The sequence below is a fragment of the Nocardia sp. NPDC051929 genome, from assembly GCF_044548645.1.
GTDB classification, from domain to species: domain Bacteria; phylum Actinomycetota; class Actinomycetes; order Mycobacteriales; family Mycobacteriaceae; genus Nocardia; species Nocardia sichangensis.
Genome location: NZ_JBIUCG010000012.1, coordinates 108,535 through 124,195, shown reverse-complemented (window position 1 = coordinate 124,195; position 15,661 = coordinate 108,535). Strand labels below are relative to the sequence as shown.

Sequence of the window (15,661 nt, the reverse complement as noted above, 5' to 3'; positions counted from 1 at the left end):
TGTGATTTACCTGCGGGGTCGATATTCGATCGTGATATTGAAAAGGCCCTGTTCCGGAGCTTGCTGTTGTCGGCGCCCTGCCCCCTCGTTATCGTGCTGTGACCATGTCCCCCTTCATGCGGATCAACCAGTCGCGTTCGCCGCTGCTGTACATCGCGGTCGGCGCACTGCTGCTGACGCTGATCGTCGGCGCCGGTCTCGCGATCGTGAATCGCAAGACGGTGACCGTCGTCGTGGACGGCGAGAAGCTCTTCCAGACCACGATGTCGCGCGACGTGCGCGGCGTGTTGAAGGCCGCGGGCTTCGCGGTGACCGACCGGGACAAGGTGGCGCCCGCACTGGCCGCGCACATCGCCGACGGCGCGACCATCACGCTCAACCGCGCGAAAGAGGTCGACCTGTCGGTCGACGGTATGACGCAGAAGGTCTGGACCACCGGGGTGACCGCGGGGGAGGCGCTCGAACAGCTGAAGATCCCGAAAGAGGTGTACGTCTCGCCCGCCCGCGAGGAGCGGCTCCCGCTGCAGGGCGGGACGCTGACCATCGCGACTCCGCGCGTGGTCTCGCTGGTCGACGGCATCGGCAATCCGGTGGACGTGCGCGCCGCCGCGCCCACCGTCGGCAAATTCCTCGAGGTCACCGGCATCCCGCTGCTCGAGCAGGACTCCGTCGAACCGGCCGCGGCCACGCCCCTGACGAACGGCTTGCACGTCACCGTGACGCGCAAGCGGGTCGAACAGCAGACCGAGACGATGCCGCTGGACCCGCCGGAGAACGTCATCGAAGACCCGGAGATGAACATGAGCCGCACGGTGGTGGAGTCGCCCGGCGCTCCCGGCGTGCAGAACGTCACCTTCGCGGTCACCATGGTCAACGGCCAGGAAGTGGACCGTAAACCGGTCGCTTCGACCGTCACCGTGGCGGCGAAGCCGAAGACCGTCCGCAAGGGCGCCAAGCCTGGCACCGAGGTGCCCCCGGTGCGCGACGGCGCGATCTGGGACGCGCTGGCCCGCTGTGAGTCGACCGGCAACTGGTCGATCAACACCGGCAACGGCTACTTCGGCGGTGTGCAGTTCGACCAAGGCACTTGGGAGCGGCAGGGCGGGCTGCGGTACGCCCCCCGCGCGGACCTGGCCACCAGGGAAGAACAGATCGCCATCGCGGAGATCACCCGGCAGCGGCAGGGTTGGGGCGCCTGGCCCGCTTGCACCGGTCGCCTCGGCATCAGCTGACGCGGGGGAGACGTCGCGGCAGGCCGGGTATGCCGGTTGATAGATTCTCGAGGTGTCCGAACCTGATATTTCCGCCCGCGGGAGTGCGGCGCTGCTCGGGCCCGCCGAAGTGCGGGTGCTCGCCGAGCGGTTCGGGGTCCGGCCGACCAAGCAGCTCGGGCAGAACTTCGTGCACGACGCGAACACGGTGCGGCGGATCGTCGCGGCCGCCGGGGTGGGGCGCGGGGACGTGGTGCTCGAGGTCGGGCCCGGTCTCGGTTCGCTGACCCTCGCACTGCTGGACGTGGTGGACTCGGTGGTCGCCGTCGAAATCGATCCCGTGCTGGCGCGCCATCTTCCGGTGACCGTCGCGGACCGGGCTCCGGAACTCGCGGAGCGCCTGTCGGTGGTGGAGGCGGACGCGCTGCGCGTCACCGCGGCGGACCTGCCCGCCGCGCCGACCGCGCTGGTAGCCAATCTCCCGTACAACGTGGCCGTCCCGGTGCTGTTGCATCTGCTCGCCGAACTGCCCGGCATCGCGGTCGCTCTGGTGATGGTGCAGGCCGAGGTGGCCGATCGCTTGGCCGCCGAGCCCGGCGGCCGCATCTATGGCGTGCCCAGCGTGAAAGCGGGCTTCTTCGGGACCGTCCGGCGTGCGGGGGCGGTGGGCACGCAAGTGTTCTGGCCGGTGCCGCGGGTCGAGTCGGGCCTGGTCCGGATCGACCGCTTCGCCGAGCCGCCGTGGCCGATGGACGACGAGCACCGCCGCCGCGTCTTCGAAGTCGTCGACGCCGCATTCGCGCAGCGGCGCAAAACGCTGCGCGCCGCCCTCGCCGCCTGGGCCGGTTCGCCTGCCGAAGCCGAGCGCCGTCTGCTCGCCGCGGGCATCGCTCCCACCGCTCGCGGCGAAACCCTCGACACCGCCGCCTTCGTCCGGCTGGCGGCCCAGGCGTAGCGCGTCGCACAGAACAGTGGCTCCGCTACCGGCGTCGGCCGGTGCGCGGAACCACTGGTGGCGACCGGTCAGACGGCGACTTCGTAGCCTGCTTCGTCCACGGCGGCGACAATGTCGGCGTCGGCGATCTGCGCGGTGCTGTCGACGCGGACGGCGCCGCTGGCGAGATCCACATCGACGCCGGTCACGCCGTCGATCTTGCCGATCTCGGTCTTGACGGAGCTGACGCAGTGCCCGCAGGTCATCCCGGTGACGGTGTAGGTGGTGGTGGGCATGTCCGACTCCTTCGCATCCATATCATTCATACGGGCGGGGGGTACCCCGACATCGAAAGATACCCCCTCCGGGTATATGTCCGCAAGAGGCGGCCGGGCCTCACACGCCTTCGGCCAGTTCCATCCAGCGATCTTCGGCCGTTTCCTTCTCCGCGAGCACCTGCTTGAGCTCCGCGCCCAGGTTGACCAGCTTGTCCGGGTCGGTGGCGGCGTCGGCCAGCGCGACGTGCAAGCGCTGCTCGCGCTCGGACAGCTTGTCGATGGCGCGTTCCAACCGGGTCAGCTCCTTGCGGGCCGCGCGGTAGGCCGCGGAATCGGTGGCCGGGGCGTCGGCGGGCTTGGCATCGGGTGCGGCGGTGCGGGTCTGGTTCGCCGCGAGGGCCGCGCGCTTGGTCAGGTACTCCTCGATGCCGCCCGGAAGGTTGGTGAGCTTTCCGTCGCCGAACAACGCCCAGGTCGAGTCGCAGATCCGTTCGATGAGGTACCGGTCGTGGCTGATCACGACCAGCGTGCCGGCCCAGTTGTCGAGCAGGTCCTCCAGCTGTTGCAGGGTGTCGATGTCCAGGTCGTTGGTCGGCTCGTCGAGCAGCAGCACGTTCGGTTCGGACATGAGGATGCGGGTCAGCTGCAGGCGTCGCCGCTCGCCGCCGGACAGGTCGCCGACCGGCGTGCGCTGGCGGGCGGGGGTGAAACCGAGTCGCTCGGCCAGCTGTCCCGCCGAGATCTCCTTGTCGCCCAGCATGATTCGCTGCGCCACCTGCTGCACCGCCTCCAGCACGCGTAGGTCGGTGGGCAGGTCGTCGAGTTCCTGGCGCAGCCAGCCGATCTGGACGGTCTGGCCTTGGATGCGCTTGCCCGCGGCCAAGGTCGCGTCGGTGTCGCCCGCAAGGGCGCGCAGCAGCGTCGTCTTGCCCGAGCCGTTGACGCCGACCAGGCCGACGCGCTCGCCCGGCGCCAGCCGCCAGGTCAGGTCGCGCACCAATTCCCGGTCGTCCGGCGTGGTGAGCGTGACGTCCTCCAGCTCGACGACCACGCGGCCGAGGCGTTTGCGCGCGAAGGCGGCCAGCGAGACGCTGTCGCGCGGCGGCGGCACGTCGGCGATCAGGGCTTCGGCGGCCTCGACCCGGTAGCGCGGCTTGGACGTGCGTGCCTGCGGGCCGCGCCGCAGCCACGCCAGTTCCTTGCGGGCCAGATTGCGCCGCCGGGCCTCGGAGGCATCGGCCTGGCGGGCGCGCTCGGCGCGGGCGAAGATCCAGTCGCCGTAACCGCCCTCGTAGCTTTCGACCTTGCCGCCGACCACTTCCCAGGTGTTGGTGGCGACGGTGTCGAGGAACCAGCGATCGTGGGTCACCACGACCAGCGCGCTGCGGCGGCCGAGCAGGTGCGCGGCCAGCCACTGCACACCCTCGACATCCAGGTGGTTGGTCGGCTCGTCGAGCACGAGCAGGTCGAGTTCGCGCACCAGCGCGGCGGCGAGCGCGACCCGGCGGCGCTCGCCGCCGGAGAGGTTGTCCACCAGGGTGTCCATGCCGAGGCCGGCGATGCCGATGCCGTCCATCACCGAGCGGATGCGCGGGTCGGCGGCCCATTCGTGTTCGGCGACCTCGTCGGTCATGGCGTCGTCGGCCAGCCCGGCCAGCACCACCGATCCGACCGTCGCGCCCGCGGGCAGCACACCGCGCTGCGTCACCACAGCCATGCGCAGGCCGCCGAGTCTGCTGACCCGGCCGCTGTCGGGTTCCTCGATGCCGGTGAGCACCTCGAGCAGGGTGGTCTTGCCGCCGCCGTTGAGGCCGACGACTCCGATCCGTTCGCCCGCGTGCACGCCGAGCGAGACATTGTCCAGCAGCGGCTTGATCCCGAAGCTCTTGTGGACCTGTTCGAGATTGATCAGGTTGGACATGGATCCTTCCGTGTCTTGCGGGGGCGGTCCGATGAGACCTACCTGTCGCGGCCCTGGGGCCCCGGGCCAGCGTACCGATGTGGGCGGACCGCCTGTCGTCCCGGCGAACGGCGGCGAGCTTGCGGTACGAACAATGTTCGTTTAGATTGATCGCGAACGAACGCTGTTCGTTCTCATGCAACCGAATCGGCGCTCCCCAGAAGTACAGCCGCAGAGTGGGACGCCCGCCTCCTATCCGAAGGCGTCGGCGGGCGGCACTATTCCCATTCCGCATGCTCTCTGGAGGATTCTCATGCACGTCGGCCTCGGCCTGCCCATCTCCGATCCCGCCGCGTTGCTCGACTGGGCTCGGCGCGCCGACGCGGGCCCGTTCCGCACGCTCGGCCTGCTCGACCGGCTGGTCTACGACAATCCCGAACCGCTGATCGCGCTGGCCACGATCGCCGGCGCGACCAGCCGCGTCCGAGTGCAAACCGAAGTACTGCTCGCGCCGTTGCGCGACCCGGTGCTGCTCGCCAAACAGGCCGCCACGCTGGACCGGATGTCCGGCGGGCGGCTGGTGCTCGGCCTCGGCGTCGGCGGCCGCGCCGACGACCACCTCGCCTCGGGCACCGACCTGCGCACCCGGGGCCGCCGCCTCGACGAGCAAGTCGCGCTCATGCGCCGCCTGTGGGCCGGTGAGCCCTACGGCGACGAGTGCGGGCCGATCGGCCCCGCGCCACTGCGCCCGGAAGGGCCCGAGATCCTGTTCGGCGGCTTCCAGCCCGCCGCACTCGAGCGCGTCGGCCGTTGGGGCGGTGGCTTTCTCGCCGCCGCACCGCCGTCGTGGGCGGGCGGGCTGTTCGACACCGTGCGCCGTTCCTGGACCGACCACGGCCGACCGGGCGCGCCGCGGATCGTCGCCCAGGTCAACGTCGCCCTCGGTCCGGACGACGTCATCGAAGACGCACGCGCGTCGATGGGCGCCTACTACGCGTTCACCGGCCGCGCCGAAGGCATGCTCGAAGGCATGCTCACCACGCCCGCCCGGATCCGCACCGCCATGGCGCAATTCGGCGATCTCGGCGCGGACGAGGTGATGTTCTATTGCTACGGCCGCGACGCCGATCAGGTCGATCGGCTCGCCGACCTGCTGCCCTGAGCGAGGCCGCGCATCGGTCGCACGGGATGCGGCGATGTCGAGCGTTCCCACTCGATCGGCTCGCCGACCTGCGTACCGCAACGATCGCGCGCAGGGCCGTCATGCTGAGCGTTCCCGCACGTACGGCAGGCCACATAGGGTTTCGTGCTCGCCGCAGTGTCGTCGGCATCACCACCTCGCAGTGGACACCCCGCCGGAGCTACGGACGGTTCGGCAGGAACCGTGCCTGAAGTGCCCGCTCGGCGGCTTGCGGCGTCGGCCGCAAGCCGCCGCGTCCGGTCGCGGCCAATGGCGGTCAGTGCTTACCGGGTGCGTCGCCGCTGAGGACGCGCGCGCCCGGCACGGGTCCGCTGGCGGTCCGCACGCTGCGGCAGACGCCCGCGCCCGCGAGTTCGGCGGCCACCGAGATCGCCGACTCCTCGCTCTCGCAGAGGAACGCGCAGGTGGGCCCGGAACCGGAGACCAATCCGGCCAGCGCGCCCGCGGTGATGCCCGCGCGCAACGTACGGCGCAGTTCCGGCTTCAGCGACACCGCCGCCGCCTGGAGATCGTTGCCGAGCAGGGGTGCGAGCTGCCGCGCATCGCCGGAGGCCAACGCCTGCATCAGTTGCTGCGGCTCGCCGAGCCGGGGCGGTTCGCCGTGCTCGCGCAACCGGTCGAGTTCGGCGAACACCGCGGGAGTGGACAAGCCGCCTTTGGCGAACGCGAGCACCCAGTGAAATGTATTGCGGGACAGCACCGGCAACAGGCGCTCGCCGCGGCCGGTGCCCAGCGCGGTGCCGCCGTGCAGGGCGAACGGCACGTCGCTGCCGAGTTCGGCCGCCACCGCGGTGAGTTCCTCCCTGGACAGTCCCAGGTCCCACAGTTCGTTCAGCCCGACCAGCGCGGCGGCGGCGTCGGCGCTGCCGCCCGCCATGCCCCCTGCCACCGGAATGCCTTTGGCGATGGCGATTTCCACCAGGGGAGCGCGGCCGCCGAGGTGCGCCAGCCGGACGGCGGCTTTCCATACCAGATTCGTCCGGTCGGTCGGCACCTCCGCGGCGCCCTCACCCGTGACCCGGACGGCCAGCGAAGCCGACGGCGCGATCTCCAGATCGTCGCTGAGGGACAGTGCTTGGAACACCGTGGTCAGGTCGTGGTAGCCATCGGCCCGCAGGTCGCCCACTCCGAGATGGAGGTTCACCTTCGACGGCGCCCGCACGGTGACGGGACTCGGCACAACTGACAGCACGGTGCTAAAGCCTAATAGCTGCAGCCGGACGGAGTCCGTCCTCAGCCTGCGCATGGCCGCAGCGAAGGCGAAGGTACGCCTGATGGGAGCGGCCGGGCCATGCGGGTCCGCAGCTCGCGCGCGAGAAAGGCGCTTACAGCAGCGCGCCGCCGGTGGCATCGATCCACTGCCCGGTCACCCACCGGGCGTCGTCGGAGGCGAGGAACCCGACGACGTCGGCGACGTCGTCGGCCTGCGCCACGCGGTGGAGCGGGGACATCGTCGCCACCGACGCCTGGGCTTCGGCGTTGCGCAGCCAGTTCGCGTTCATGTCGGTGTCGATGATCCCCGGCCCGACCGCGTTCACGGTGATGCCGCGCGCGCCGACCTCCTTCGCGAGCACGCTGGTGAAACTGTCGAGCGCGGCCTTGGTCATGGTGTAGGCGATCAGTTGCGGCATGTACGCGCCGTGGGTCAGTCCGGTGGAGATGTTGACGATCCGCCCGCCTGTGCGCAACCGGTCCAAGCCGAGGCGGGTGATGAAGAAGGGAGCCTTGGCGTTGATCGCGAAGACCCGGTCGAACGCCGCCTCGTCGGTTCCGGCGATCGGCTCCCTGATCCCGTCGGTGCCCGCGTTGTTCACCAGGATGTCCAGCCCGTCGGCGTGCGCGTCGAAGGCCGCCCACAGCGTCTCGGCGTCGCCTGGCACGCCCAGTTCGGCGCGGATCGCGAACGCCGCGCCGCCCGAAGCCTCGATCGCGGCCACGGTCGCCTTCGCCGCCTGTTCGTCGCGGTTGTAGTGGACCGCGACGCGTGCGCCGTCACGCGCCAGTCGTTCGGCGATCGATCGCCCGATGCCCCGGCTGCTCCCGGTGACCAGTGCCGTCTTGCCCGTCAGTGCGCCCATGGCGCGCCCCTTTCTCTAGCGACCGCTACAGAAAGAAAGGTAGCACATTCTCTAGCGATCGCTATAAAATTGCGCCATGAGCACGACGACCCGAGGGCGGCCGCGATCCTTCGATCGGGACGCGGCGCTGGACAAGGCCATGCGGCTGTTCTGGGCCCGGGGGTACGAGGCCACCTCGATCGGGGACCTGACCGCGGCCATTGGCATCGGCGCACCCAGCCTGTACGCGGCGTTCGGGGACAAGAAGACGTTGTTCGGCGAGGTCGTCGCGAAATTCGGCGACCGCTACGGCGGATTCGTCGCGAGGGCGCTGGCCGAGGAGGACACCGCGGAGGCGGCGGTACGGCGGATTCTGCGCGAGGCGGCGACGGAATACACCCGGCCGGAATGCCCGCACGGCTGTCTGGTGATCAGCGCGGGCGTCAACACCACCAGCGCCGAGATCGCCGATCTCCTGCGCGATATGCGCAATCGGAACATCGACACGTTCGCCGCGCGCATCCAGGCCGACATCGACGCGGGCGTCCTGCCGAGCCACCTCGACGCGCGCACGCTGGCCCGCTACGTCGGCACGGTGATGCAGGGCATGTCCCAGGCGGCGCGCGACGGAGCAGGCCGGGCCGAATTGGAGCGGGTGGCCGAGATGGCGCTGCGCGGCTGGGGGCCCTAGTGGCCCGAGGCGCGTCCGTCCTGCACGACCACCGGCAGGCAGGTGCGCACGAAGTCCGCGCCGAAGTCGGTGAGCACCACGCTGCGGTAGATCACCTTGGTGCCGAAGCCGGAGCGCTTCAGCATCTCCCGCACCGGTGACTGCGCCTCCAGCAGCTGGTACCGGTTCGGATTGCCGACCGGCTCGCGCGCGTGCTCGATCAAACCGAGCCTGCGCAGGTTGGTCAGGTACTGCTGGATCCGGTTCGGAAAGCGCAGGCCCGCGTGCTCGCCGATCAGCGTGAGCATCGAGCCCAGGCGTTCGGAGCCGAGCGCGCGCGGGCGGCCGGTGCGGATGTCGATCGAGGGCTGTGGCCCGTCCAGATGCAGGAAGCGCAGGATGCGCGCTTCGTCCGGGGTCAACTCGGCGAGCATGCCCGCGAAGGCCGGATGGTTGTCGTCCTCGCCGTGCGGGCTGGCCGACAACCGCAACAGCGCGGCTCCCTGCTCACGCAGCGTCGGCACCGCTTCCTGCGTGGACGGTTCCGTGGCGGCGGGCATCCCGAGCGCCTTGCGCATCGCGTCACGGACCTCGGACTCCGCCTCGGCCAGCACTTCTCGCGGCGGCGCTCCCTCGATGCTGCGCCGTACGACGGTCGAGGTGACGCCGACCGCGGTGCCGACGCTCCAGGACGTCACCCCGGTGACCGCGGTCCACGCGACCCGCGCGACGCCTGTCGCCGCACGCACGGTGGCGAGGGGAACCGTTACCCGTCTGGGTAATTCGTCGGTGTGCGAGATGTCCGAAGCCGGCCGCCGGGCGATCTCCTGCGATGGCTCGGCATTCGCCGCCGCCGCGTCGAGGTGCTCGACGGCCTGGATATCGCCGTCGTCCGGACCCGCTACAGCCATGATGTCGCCACTCCCGTTCCGAAGATCAGGATATGAGCGTATCCGGCGAACAGCCCCAACACGCCGCCATGGACGAAAAGGAGCCATTCATCCTGCTTGATGGCCGCGCGCAGCATGTCGACGAAGTCCGGCGGCGACAACATCGCCATCTGCCTCGCGATGTATTCGTTGATCTGCCTGCCCTGGCGGACGTTGAATTCCGGGTCGGCGAACGCGATCGGCGCGATGGCCATGGCTTCGCTGGTGAACGTCGATTGCAGCGAGTCGTATTCGCGGCTGCCGAGCACGAACTTGACCGCGGGACGCGCGGGACCGAGCGCGCGGTCGGCGGCCGGGCGCAGCGTGTCCTCCAGCATCTGCATGGTGCGGTCCGATCGGGGGCCGTTGAGCAACTCGTCGCCGATATTCGCCACCGTGATCACCTGGCTGGAAACCAATTCCGCGTATCCGTCGGTGATTTCGGACTTGCGTTTGATCAGCAGGCCCTGCCGCCACGGGACCCACCACTTCGGATACGCGGGCGCGAAGATCATATTGATGCCGATCCAGTTGACCACCCAGCCGATGATCACGCCGCCGATCGGCAGCACGACCAGGCTGGACCAACCGGTCAGATGCAGGATGGCGACCAGCAGCACACCCATCGGCGCGCCGAAGTAGAAACCGAAGTTCTGCATGAAACGCAGTTCCTTCGCGCCGAGCACCTGGAACAGCGTGTTGAGCAGATGCGGCCGGGCCTGGAAGTAGCGGATCACCATCTGCTTCACATCGAGCAGCTGATCGATATTCGCGCCCAATTCCTCGGTCAGCTCGCGCAGAATCTCCGGCAGTTGCTGGCGCACCCTGGCGTGCACCATGTCGCGCACCTGGGCGGGCAGGTTGTACCAGAGCTGCGGATGCTCGCGGCGCAGGATGTCCTCGACGATGTCCTTGATCTGCGCGTCGGCGATGCTCGCGAGGTGCTCGGCCAGCTTGTCCGGCTCGAGCTCCCGATAGAAGTCCGCGACGCTGCCGAGTTTGGCCAGGCCCTTGTCGACCGCGATGCTGGCCATCTTGTCCGCGCGCGACGGGACGATGCCCTGCCAGCCGAACCGGCCGTCGTAGCTCAGTAGCGGGAGAACTTGAATTCGCTTGGGAAGGAACGGATACAGCGCGCGCAGGCCGGGAACTCGGATGCCGTGGAAGGCGACCGGCTTGAACAGCATGAGCACGCCGGTCCAGTTGGTGATGTAGCCGATCACGCCGGTGAAAAGCGGTATGGTCACGAGCTCGAGGAGGATCGTCGGGTGGATTCCGAAAACGCTCTCTAACACGACACCCTCCTGCCGATACACCGGTGATCGCCGCCTCACCGGCAACCAAAACTAGCACCCCCTCGGCGAAGAAACCTTATTGCGCGCCGCGCGCCGGTCGCACTGTCCGAGTCAGGCGGTGCGAATGCCCCGCGACACAAGGGGAAGTAATCTGTGGGACGGATTCGTTCCCCCGGCGATATCGGAGAAAACGTGGCAGACGACAGGACCGGACAGGACGTGGTAAGGCCAGGTCCTCGCGCCGTCGAGCGCAGTTCGGATGTCGAACAGCGGCAGATCAGCAATGAGGCACGGCTGATCCGCGGTGTGTTCCGCGCGGCCGGAGTGGCCGCGGGCACCGTCGTGCGCGGAAGCCAATGGGCGGTCGGCACGACCTACGAGGTCACCAGGGAGATCACCCAGGCCGCGCTGGACGGGGAGTCCTCGGCCGAGATCGCCGAGCGGACCGGAAACGCGTTGCGCTCCATCGCTCGCAGCGCGCTCGGCGTCACCGAGGGGTCGGTCCGGGAGATCGTCAGCTATGTCCCGACCTCCAACGGTCCCACCTCGCAGCAAGCGCTGGCCGTCGGGCCGTACCTGCGCTCGGCGAGCACGGAGGAGTTGCGCCGCCGCGGCGACGCGCTGCTGGCCAGGTCCGCCGACGTCTACTTCACCGAGGACGTGCACCCGGCCTACGACCGCATCCTCGACGAGCTCGCTCCCGACGAGGCGCGCATCCTGCGCTTCATGGCGCTCAACGGCCCGCAGCCGTCGGTCGACGTGCGCACCAACCGTCCGCTGGGGATCGGCTCGGAACTGGTGCAGGGCGACCTCACCTCGGTGCCCGAGCAGGCCGGGGTGCGCTACCCGGACCGGTCGCGGTCCTACCTGATCAACCTCAACCGCCTCGGGCTGACGCTGACCTCGGACGATCCGGTGGTCCTGAGCCGCTACATGGTGCTGGAGGTGCAGCCCGTGGTGGAGGCGGCGCTGAAGAAGGCGGGCCGGGCGCCGAAGATCGTCCGCAAGAGTCTCCGGCTGACCGAGTTCGGTGAGGACTTCTGCCGCACCTGCTTCACGATCGGAAGCTGACACCCCGAAGTTGATCTTCGTCGGAATGTTCTCTCTCGTCGCGATAGCAATCTGATACAACTCTCCCAATCCGGCACTCGGGATGGGATTGTTGAGGGTATGGATCAGCGAACCGGCGGGCAGGGGCGCGGCGACCCAGGTTTGGGCATCGCTGGGCAAACGCGTAACGACCGGGGCAAGGGTCCCGGTAATCAGCAGCGCGACGACCCGGGTTTTCCCCCGGGCCGGCAGGAGCGCGGCGGGGTGGACATAGATTCGAGCGGACCGGAGCCCGAGGAGGGAGATATCGGCACGGCCGGTCCCGCGCCGAGCCGTGGTCAGCGGGCGGCGAGCACCGGCGAACGAGATCCCGGCGACCTGCGCGCCGACGAGCGGCTGCCCTTCGACGCGGGGCCGATCGACTTCGGGCGGGTGCGCGACGACCCACGCCTGACTCGCGGCGAGGAGCGGGAGCCGGACGACGTGTCGGCGATCTCGCGGTTGAAATACCGGTACCTGCGTACTCTCGACACCAAGTCGTGGGATGATTTTGCCGACACCATGATCCCCGAGGCGACCGCGACCTACAGCGAATATCTCCAGTTCGAATCGCGCGAGGCTTTCATCGCGTTCATGCGCAACACGCTCGGGCCGCACGTGATCACCGAACACCGCTGTGACCACCCCGAGATCGATGTCGAAGGCGACACCGCCACCGGCACCTGGTACCTCGCCGACACGGTGCTCATTCCGGGCCACAACATGCTGCTGCGCGGCGCGGCCTTCTACACCGACCGCTACGTGCGCTGCGACGACGGGCGGTGGCGGATCTCGCACACCGGCTACGAACGCACCTACGAAGTGGTGCTCTCCCTCAGCGACCTGCCCAGCCTGCGCCTGACCTCCAGCCGCTGGGGCCTGATCGCCAAGGAGGACGGCATCTCATCGATCGAACGCGACCCCGGCGCCGCGCCGCTGCGGCCGGAGTCCGAGGCCGGCTGACTCAGTCGGCCGTAGCGACCAGGGGCTCCAGGGTGAGCGCCGGGTGCTCCTTCTCGATGTATTGCAGCCGCCACTTGTCGCTGAACAACGCGAGCAGCGCACCGTCTGAGCGGGTGAACACCTCCACCCCGCGCTGCCGCCCGAGTTCGTCCGCCGACGCGGCGTCGGTGCGCCGGGCCAGCGTGTATGCGAGGTGTTCCATCGTGGTCTCGACGTTGAACTCCGCGAGCATGCGCGCGGTCACCACTTCGAACTGCATCGGGCCGACCGCGGCCAGCACGGGAGACGCGTCGCCGCGGATGTCGTTGCGCAGCACCTGCACGACGCCCTCGGAATCGAGCTGGTCCACGGCCTTGCGGAACTGCTTGTATTTGCCCGCGCTGCGCGCCCGCAGCACCGCGAAATGTTCCGGTGCGAACGAGGGGATCGGCGGGAACTCCACCTTCTTGTCCACGAACAGCGTGTGCCCCGGTGCCAGCGCCGTCGCGTTGACCAGGCCGACGACGTCACCCGGGTACGCGGTGTCGACGGTGGCGCGCTCGCGGCCGAACACGGTCAGCGCGTACTTGGTGGCGAACGGCCGACCGGTCTGCGCGTGGGTGACCACCATGCCGCGTTCGAATTCGCCGGACACGATCCGCATGAACGCGAGGCGATCGCGGTGGGCGGCGTCCATGCCCGCCTGCACCTTGAACACCACCGCGCTGAACGGGTCGCCGGTCTCGCGCGGCTTGCCGTCGACGTCACGACGCGAACCGGGCGCAGGCGCGAGCGCGACCAAGGTCTCCAGCAGTTGCCGCACGCCGAAGTTCAACATCGCCGAGGCGTAGATGACCGGCGAGGTCTGCCCGGCGAGGAACAGCTCCTGGTCGTGGTCCTGGCCGGTGGCCGAGAGCAGTTCGCTCTCCTCCGCGGCGGTGCTCCACGGCTCGCCTTCGCGCGCCTCCGCGGCCTCCGGGGTGATCGACTCCTCGGGCGCGATGGTCGCGCCGCCCGCCGTGCGCGTGAAGTGGATGTATTCGAGCGGGACGCCGTCCGGGCCGCGGCGCAGCAGGCCGCGGAAGTCCCCCGCGATGCCGACCGGAAGGAACAGCGGGGTGGGGGTGAGTCCGATCCGCTCGTTGATCTCGTCGAGCAGTTCCAGCGGCGCCCGCCCTGGCCGGTCCCACTTGTTGATCACGGTGATCACCGGGATGCCACGGTGGCGGCAGACCTGGAACAGTTTCAGCGTCTGCGGCTCCAAGCCCTTGGCCGCGTCGATCAGCATCACCGCGGCGTCGACGGCGGTGAGCACCCGGTAGGTGTCCTCGGAGAAATCGGAGTGGCCGGGGGTGTCGACCAGGTTGATGACGCTGTCCACATCGGAGCCCTTGGCCCGGTAGTTGAACTGCAGCGCGGTCGAGCTGACCGAGATGCCGCGCGCCTTCTCCATCTCCATCCAGTCCGAGACGGTCGACTTGCGCCCGGCCTTGCCGTGGATCGCGCCCGCCTCGGAGATCATCCTGGCGTGCAGGGCCAGCGCCTCGGTGAGCGTGGACTTGCCCGCGTCGGGATGGGAGATCACCGCGAACGTGCGCCGGCGGGCTACCTCGGCGGATAACCCACGGGGTGCGGGCGCGACAACACCCTCAGGGGAGGCGCTCAACGCAAGACAACCTTTCGCAGACGACCGATCGGCAACCCCGCCAGCGTACGCGACTCGCTCGAGCGCGGGCCGAACCGCCGGTGACCACCCGATTCAAAGAGCGCCTCTGCGCTGGGGTATGGTGTTCGGGTTGTCTCGGCGAGGGTGACCGCAGACCAGTTTTGCGACACCGTGATCGACGCGGCGCGGCTTCCGGCCGTCCCTGTTCGGTCTTCGCCCCGACGAATAGACCATCCGTCAGGTGTGCAGCACCCCTGACGTGTAACTGACAGCCCGGAAGAGCCGTAGGAGTAGATCCAGTCATGTCCGACGTCAACCTTCTCGAAGCATCCGTACGCACCGAGTTCGGTAAGGGCGCAGCGCGCCGTACCCGTCGTGCGGGCAACGTCCCGGCCGTGCTGTACGGCCACCAGGCCGACCCGCAGCATCTGTCGGTGAACGCCCAGGCCTTCGCCGCCATCCTGCGTGAGCACGGCACCAACGCGGTGCTGAACCTCGTCATCGACGGCAAGAAGCAGCTCGCGCTGACCAAGTCCGTCGTGGTGCACCCGATCCGCCGCTACATCGAGCACGCCGACCTGCTGATCATCAAGCGCGGCGAGAAGGTCACCGCCGACGTGAACGTCACCGTCACCGGCGACGCCGCCCCCGGCACCCTGGTCACCCAGGAAGCCACCACCGTCTCCGTCGAGGCCGACGCGCTGAAGCTGCCCGAGGCCATCGAGGTCTCCGTCGAGGGCGTCGAGGCCGGCACCCAGATCACCGCGGGCGAGCTGCAGCTGCCCGAGGGCGTCGACCTGGCCGCCGATGCCGAGACCCTGATCGTCAACGTCATCGCCGCCCCGGCCGCCGAGCCCGTCGAGGGCGAGGGTGCGGGCGAGGCCGAGGGCGAGAGCGCTGAGTAGTACCGAATCGTCCGCCGGGCCCGCGCTCGTCGTCGGACTGGGCAACCCAGGTCCCGAATACGAGCGCACCCGGCACAATGTCGGTTTCCTGGTCGCCGACGTGCTCGCCGAGCGCGTCGGCGGCCGTTTCGGTGTGCACAAGAAATCCGGCGCCGACCTGCTGCAGGCGCGGCTGGACGGGCGTCAGGTGCTGATCGCCAAGCCGCGTTCGTTCATGAACCTGTCCGGCAGGCCGGTGGCCGCGCTGGCGAAATTCTTCTCCGTGCCGCCGACCGAGGTGATCGTCGTGCACGACGAACTCGACCTGCCGTTCGGCTCCATCCGGCTCAAGCGCGGCGGCGGTGAGGGCGGGCACAACGGTCTTCGTTCCGTCTCCAGCGCCCTGACCACCAAGGACTACTTGCGCACCCGCATCGGCATCGGCCGTCCGCCGGGCCGCCAGGACCCGGCCGATTACGTGTTGAAGCCGTTCTCCACGCCGGAGCGCAAAGAGGTCCCGGTGATCATCGAGCAGGCCGCCGACGCGGTGGAACTGCTGCTGCGCGTCGGGCTGGAGACCGCGCAGAACCAATTGCACTGAGCGG

15 protein-coding genes are annotated in these 15,661 nt (G+C 69.2%); 8 read left to right on the top strand and 7 right to left on the bottom strand.

Annotated elements, in window-relative coordinates; translation table 11 throughout:
• Nucleotides 1–104: 104 nt before the first annotated feature.
• Entirely contained in the window at nucleotides 105–1,232 is a 1,128-nt protein-coding gene (locus tag ACIHAX_RS17685) for a transglycosylase family protein (protein ID WP_397278519.1), read from the top strand.
• 52 nt (nucleotides 1,233–1,284) lie between these two features.
• Nucleotides 1,285–2,166 carry a 16S rRNA (adenine(1518)-N(6)/adenine(1519)-N(6))-dimethyltransferase RsmA gene (gene rsmA, locus ACIHAX_RS17680; RefSeq protein ID WP_364428889.1) on the top strand — a complete coding sequence of 294 codons (882 nt, stop codon included), beginning with the start codon at nucleotides 1,285–1,287 and terminating at the stop codon, nucleotides 2,164–2,166.
• A gap of 68 nt (nucleotides 2,167–2,234) precedes the next feature.
• Here rsmA and ACIHAX_RS17675 read toward each other — a convergent pair whose 3' ends face one another.
• Nucleotides 2,235–2,441: a cation transporter gene (locus tag ACIHAX_RS17675; RefSeq protein WP_364428892.1), complete on the bottom strand. Its 207-nt coding sequence runs from the start codon at nucleotides 2,439–2,441 to the stop codon at nucleotides 2,235–2,237.
• Between the two features lie 100 nt (nucleotides 2,442–2,541).
• On the bottom strand, nucleotides 2,542–4,344 hold the full coding sequence (locus ACIHAX_RS17670; RefSeq protein ID WP_397278516.1) for an ABC-F family ATP-binding cassette domain-containing protein: 1,803 nt from the start codon (nucleotides 4,342–4,344) through the stop codon (nucleotides 2,542–2,544).
• 292 nt (nucleotides 4,345–4,636) lie between these two features.
• Here ACIHAX_RS17670 and ACIHAX_RS17665 point away from each other — a divergent pair, with 292 nt between their 5' ends.
• Nucleotides 4,637–5,485, top strand: coding sequence for an LLM class flavin-dependent oxidoreductase (locus ACIHAX_RS17665; RefSeq protein WP_397278514.1), 849 nt, complete (start codon nucleotides 4,637–4,639; stop codon nucleotides 5,483–5,485).
• Between the two features lie 295 nt (nucleotides 5,486–5,780).
• Here the strand turns inward: ACIHAX_RS17665 and ACIHAX_RS17660 are convergent, their stop codons facing one another.
• Nucleotides 5,781–6,716 carry a 4-(cytidine 5'-diphospho)-2-C-methyl-D-erythritol kinase gene (locus ACIHAX_RS17660; protein WP_397278512.1) on the bottom strand — a complete coding sequence of 312 codons (936 nt, stop codon included), beginning with the start codon at nucleotides 6,714–6,716 and terminating at the stop codon, nucleotides 5,781–5,783.
• Between the two features lie 133 nt (nucleotides 6,717–6,849).
• Complete coding sequence (locus ACIHAX_RS17655; protein WP_364428902.1) at nucleotides 6,850–7,602, bottom strand: SDR family oxidoreductase; 753 nt, start codon at nucleotides 7,600–7,602, stop codon at nucleotides 6,850–6,852.
• 76 nt (nucleotides 7,603–7,678) lie between these two features.
• On the opposite strand from ACIHAX_RS17655, the gene ACIHAX_RS17650 reads away from it, so the two are divergent.
• Nucleotides 7,679–8,272, top strand: a complete 594-nt coding sequence (locus tag ACIHAX_RS17650) for a TetR/AcrR family transcriptional regulator (RefSeq protein ID WP_364428905.1) — start codon at nucleotides 7,679–7,681, stop codon at nucleotides 8,270–8,272.
• Here the strand turns inward: ACIHAX_RS17650 and ACIHAX_RS17645 are convergent.
• The gene (locus tag ACIHAX_RS17645; RefSeq protein WP_397278509.1) at nucleotides 8,269–9,162 is read right to left on the bottom strand and encodes an Abi-alpha family protein; all 894 of its coding nucleotides are present in this window, start codon (nucleotides 9,160–9,162) and stop codon (nucleotides 8,269–8,271) included. The two genes, ACIHAX_RS17650 and ACIHAX_RS17645, sit on opposite strands and share 4 nt — an antisense overlap.
• On the bottom strand, nucleotides 9,153–10,427 hold the full coding sequence (locus ACIHAX_RS17640) for a hypothetical protein (protein ID WP_397278507.1): 1,275 nt from the start codon (nucleotides 10,425–10,427) through the stop codon (nucleotides 9,153–9,155). The genes ACIHAX_RS17645 and ACIHAX_RS17640 overlap by 10 nt, the downstream gene beginning before the upstream one ends.
• A 240-nt stretch (nucleotides 10,428–10,667) precedes the next feature.
• Between ACIHAX_RS17640 and ACIHAX_RS17635 the strand changes: the two genes are divergently transcribed.
• Together ACIHAX_RS17635 and ACIHAX_RS17630 are read left to right on the top strand one after the other, a co-directional pair.
• Nucleotides 10,668–11,546: an Abi-alpha family protein gene (locus tag ACIHAX_RS17635; protein ID WP_355074531.1), complete on the top strand. Its 879-nt coding sequence runs from the start codon at nucleotides 10,668–10,670 to the stop codon at nucleotides 11,544–11,546.
• Between the two features lie 429 nt (nucleotides 11,547–11,975).
• Nucleotides 11,976–12,527: a nuclear transport factor 2 family protein gene (locus ACIHAX_RS17630; RefSeq protein ID WP_355075029.1), complete on the top strand. Its 552-nt coding sequence runs from the start codon at nucleotides 11,976–11,978 to the stop codon at nucleotides 12,525–12,527.
• A gap of 1 nt (nucleotide 12,528) precedes the next feature.
• On the opposite strand, the gene ACIHAX_RS17625 is transcribed toward ACIHAX_RS17630, so the two are convergent.
• Nucleotides 12,529–14,172, bottom strand: coding sequence for a peptide chain release factor 3 (locus tag ACIHAX_RS17625; protein WP_355074529.1), 1,644 nt, complete (start codon nucleotides 14,170–14,172; stop codon nucleotides 12,529–12,531).
• Nucleotides 14,173–14,474: 302 nt separating this feature from the next.
• Between ACIHAX_RS17625 and ACIHAX_RS17620 the strand changes: the two genes are divergently transcribed.
• Nucleotides 14,475–15,077: a 50S ribosomal protein L25/general stress protein Ctc gene (locus ACIHAX_RS17620; RefSeq protein WP_355074528.1), complete on the top strand. Its 603-nt coding sequence runs from the start codon at nucleotides 14,475–14,477 to the stop codon at nucleotides 15,075–15,077.
• Complete coding sequence (pth, locus tag ACIHAX_RS17615; RefSeq protein WP_355074526.1) at nucleotides 15,043–15,657, top strand: aminoacyl-tRNA hydrolase; 615 nt, start codon at nucleotides 15,043–15,045, stop codon at nucleotides 15,655–15,657. Before ACIHAX_RS17620 ends, pth begins: the two co-directional genes overlap by 35 nt.
• The last annotated feature ends 4 nt before the right edge of the window (nucleotides 15,658–15,661 follow it).